The sequence below is a fragment of the Actinoplanes sp. NPDC048791 genome (assembly GCF_040650095.1).
Classification (GTDB): domain Bacteria; phylum Actinomycetota; class Actinomycetes; order Mycobacteriales; family Micromonosporaceae; genus Actinoplanes.
Genome location: NZ_JBEZGQ010000838.1, coordinates 1 through 3,222 on the forward strand (window position 1 = coordinate 1; position 3,222 = coordinate 3,222).

At 72.4% G+C, this 3,222-nt stretch carries 5 protein-coding genes; 1 reads left to right on the plus strand and 4 read right to left on the minus strand.

What is annotated here, in order from left to right:
• Window positions 1-48: 48 nt before the first annotated feature.
• Together AB0C29_RS38065 and AB0C29_RS38070 are read right to left on the minus strand one after the other, a co-directional pair.
• The gene (locus tag AB0C29_RS38065; RefSeq protein WP_360831096.1) at window positions 49-327 is read right to left on the minus strand and encodes a DUF4190 domain-containing protein; all 279 of its coding nucleotides are present in this window, start codon (window positions 325-327) and stop codon (window positions 49-51) included.
• 89 nt (window positions 328-416) lie between these two features.
• Window positions 417-1,238 carry an SDR family NAD(P)-dependent oxidoreductase gene (locus tag AB0C29_RS38070; RefSeq protein ID WP_360831099.1) on the minus strand — a complete coding sequence of 274 codons (822 nt, stop codon included), beginning with the start codon at window positions 1,236-1,238 and terminating at the stop codon, window positions 417-419.
• A gap of 102 nt (window positions 1,239-1,340) precedes the next feature.
• Here AB0C29_RS38070 and AB0C29_RS38075 point away from each other — a divergent pair, with 102 nt between their 5' ends.
• Entirely contained in the window at window positions 1,341-1,940 is a 600-nt protein-coding gene (locus tag AB0C29_RS38075; RefSeq protein ID WP_360831102.1) for a TetR/AcrR family transcriptional regulator, read from the plus strand.
• On the opposite strand, the gene AB0C29_RS38080 is transcribed toward AB0C29_RS38075, so the two are convergent.
• Together AB0C29_RS38080 and AB0C29_RS38085 are read right to left on the minus strand one after the other, a co-directional pair.
• A complete protein-coding gene (locus tag AB0C29_RS38080; protein ID WP_360831105.1) occupies window positions 1,930-2,697 on the minus strand; it encodes an enoyl-CoA hydratase/isomerase family protein in 768 nt (255 codons plus the stop codon). The genes AB0C29_RS38075 and AB0C29_RS38080 overlap by 11 nt on opposite strands.
• Before the next feature lie 6 nt (window positions 2,698-2,703).
• On the minus strand, window positions 2,704-3,222 hold a 519-nt coding region (locus AB0C29_RS38085), incomplete at its 5' end, for a CHAT domain-containing protein (RefSeq protein ID WP_360831108.1).

A 3,222-nucleotide genomic window follows, 5' to 3' on the forward strand; every position in this document is an offset into this window, starting at 1 on the left:
CGTTGATCACCCCCGGCCGGGGTGATCAACGCAGCGGGGCTGAGCCGATCACGCTGTCGTCTGGGAGGCCGCCAGGATGAACACGAACACGACCCAGAGCACGCTCAGCACGGTGAAGACGATGCCGAGCCAGAAGCCCGCCTTGGCCAGGCCGGCGCCCTGCTCGCCGGTCTGCCGGATCTGCCGCTTGGCCACGGCGCCGAACACGATGCCCAGGGGCGCGAAGATGAAGGCGAAGACCAGGGCGAGGATCGCCATCACGTTGGTGCCGGCGACCGCTCCGCCGGCGTGCTGCTGGGTCGGGGAATTCATCGGCTGCGCTTCCATGGTCCCTCCTCGTTGTCCAATGCGGACAACGGCATACCCACGGCCGCCGAATTCAATACCTGGGTGTCCAGAAGGGACCCTCATGCGGTTCAGCCCGGCGCCTTCCGGCTCAGGTGTTCCCAGGTCCGGTACTCCTGCGTGCGGGCCTGGTCCAGCTGCTGGACCAGGTCGTACGAGGCGGAGCCGACGATCAGCCGCAGCGGCGGCTCCGCCAGCCCGGCCAGCTCCATGACCACCGGGGCGGCGATGCCCGGGTCGGGGCCGGCGTCCTCGCCCCACATCTCGGCCAGCTGGACGCGCAGCGGCTCGTACTCGGGACGTGGCCCGGTCATGGTGGTGCCCCGGGTGAACAGGTCGGTGCCGTAGCCGCCCGGCTGCACGATCGTCACCTTGACCCCGAACGGCGCCACCTCCATCGCCAGCGCCTGGCTCAGCGAGTCGAGCGCCGCCTTGCTGGCCGCGTAGAACCCTGTCGAGGCGAAGCCACCGCCGGAGCCCATCGAGGTGACCTGCAGGAGGTGGCCCGATCCCTGCGCCCGCAGGTGCGGCACCACGGCCTGGGCCACCCACAGAGCGCCGAAGAAGTTGACGTCGAACTGGGCCCGGACCTCCTCCTCGGTGGCTTCCTCGATCATGCCGAGCAGCATCACTCCGGCGTTGTTGACCACGACGTCGAGCCGGCCGAACGCCGCCGCCGCCCGGTCCACCACCGCCCGTACGGCAGCACGGTCCGACACGTCCAGCGTGAGCCGGACCAGCTTCTCCGGGTGAGCGCCGGCCAGGTCGTCCAGGGGGCTGAGGTCGCGGGCGGCGGCCACGACGCACTCTCCGGCCGTGAGCGCCGCCTCCGTGAAGGCGCGGCCCAGGCCTCTCGACGCGCCGGTGATGAACCACACCCGGGCAGTTGTCATGCGACCCCCTCGATCCTACGAGACGAGACGGACCGTCTCGCGCTTGACGAGTATGCGCGCTCATGAGCGGCCTGGCAAGACGGAGCGTCTAGGCTCCCGGACGTGTCCCGTCCCAGCACTCCGAATCCCGCCCGGCGCAGCGAGCGGTCGCGCCGGGCCATCCTCGACGCCGCCCGGGAGCTGGTCGCCGAGCTGGGCTACGCGAAGATCTCGATCGAGGCCATCGCCGCCCGGGCCGGGGTCGGCAAGCAGACCATCTACCGGTGGTGGCCGTCCAAGGGTGCGGTGATCTTCGATGCGTTCCTGGCGCTCAGCGAGGCCGCGGACGGGGACGGCATCCGCCTGCCCGACACCGGCGACATCGCGGCCGACCTCAGGACCGTCATGCGGGCCACCGTGGCCGAGTTCGCCGATCCGGCCTTCGAGGCACCCATCCGAGCGCTCACCATGGAGATCGTCGCCGACCCGAGCCTGACGGCCCTGTACCGGGAGAAGCTGGCCGGACCCGTCGACGAAGCCAAGAAGGAGCGGCTGCGCATCGCCCAGCAGGCGGGCCAGGTGGCCGCGGACGCCGACCTGGACCTGGTGCTGGAGGTGCTGTACGCACCGCTTTTCCAACGCTGGCTGCACCGGTCCGGGCCGCTGACCGCGGAGTACGCCGACGCGCTCGTGGACATCACCCTCCGCGCGTTCAGGCCGTGACCGTGTTCTGGCGCAGCTTGCCGATCGCGGCGCCGAGGTCGGTCTCGATGCCGCCGGGCTGTTGCAGACCCTTGTCGAGCAGCAGCCGGACGAACGGCCGGTGCTCCGGCCGCCCGGCGGTGGCGAAGTACGCGGCCAGCCCGGCCGCCAGCTCCTCGTCGGCCGGCAGCGTGGCCCGGTCGACCAGCTCCTTGATGCCGGTGACGGCGACCTTGTCGAAGGCCGCGATCCGCCGGGCGAACGCGTCGGTGACGGCCTCGATGTCGGCGTCCGGGACGAGCCGGTTCACGTAGCCGTACTCGGCGGCGGCCCGGGCGGAGATGTCCTCGCCGCCGAGCAGGATCTCCAGGGCCCGCCCGCGGCCGACCAGCCGGCCCAGCCGGGCCATCGGCCCGCCACCCGGGACCGCGCCGACCCCGATCTCGAACTGGCCCAGGACCGCCTGCTCGGAGGCGAAGCGGATGTCGGTGGCGAGCACGAACTCGCTGCCCGCGCCGCGGGTGCGGCCCCGGATCTCGGAGATCGTGGCCACCGGCACCCGGCTCAGCCGCACGAAGTTGTCCAGGTACGGGTGCAGGCCCGTGGGTCCCGGCGTCATCCGGGCCACGCGGGCGTTGTCGGCCAGGAAGTCCCAGTGGGCCATGAAGTAGCCCGGCCGGTCGCTGCGGAAGACGACGACCGTGAGGTCCGGGTCGTTCTCGATGCGCCCGATGAGCGCGCCGAGCTGCTCGACGGTGTCGGGGTCCAGGAGGACCACCAGGGGTCAGCGGCCGAGGTGCACGTAGGACGCCCAGAGACGCGGCATCGCGGGGAAGCGCCGGCGTAGTTCGCGTACCGTCTCGTGCAGGGCCCCGGCGGAGGCGGCGGCGTCCAGGCGGCCGGACGTGATGATCCGGCGGTAGACGTCGCTGCTGAGCGCGGCGGCCCGCAGGTCGGGCACCGACCACAGGGTGCCCACGACCCGCCGGTAGCCCACGTAGTGCAGCGCCGCGGCGACGGTCAGCGCCTCGTCGAGCAGCCGCACCCCGCCGGCGGCCGTCTTGCAGGCGGAGAGGAAGGCGAAGTCGCCCCGCGAGCCGGCGGTGACCGCGCGCAGGTCGGCCACCGTGAGGAAGCCGTCGTGCACGGCCAGCCCGCTGCGGCTCGGATCCCGTGGATTCTGCAGGCCGTGGCAGCTGAAGTGCGCCACCCGGTGCCGGGCGACCAGCGCGGCGACGTGCTGCGCGAGCTGACCGGCGGTGAGCTCACCGAGCTGAGCGACGGCCGAGCGACCCGCGCCGCC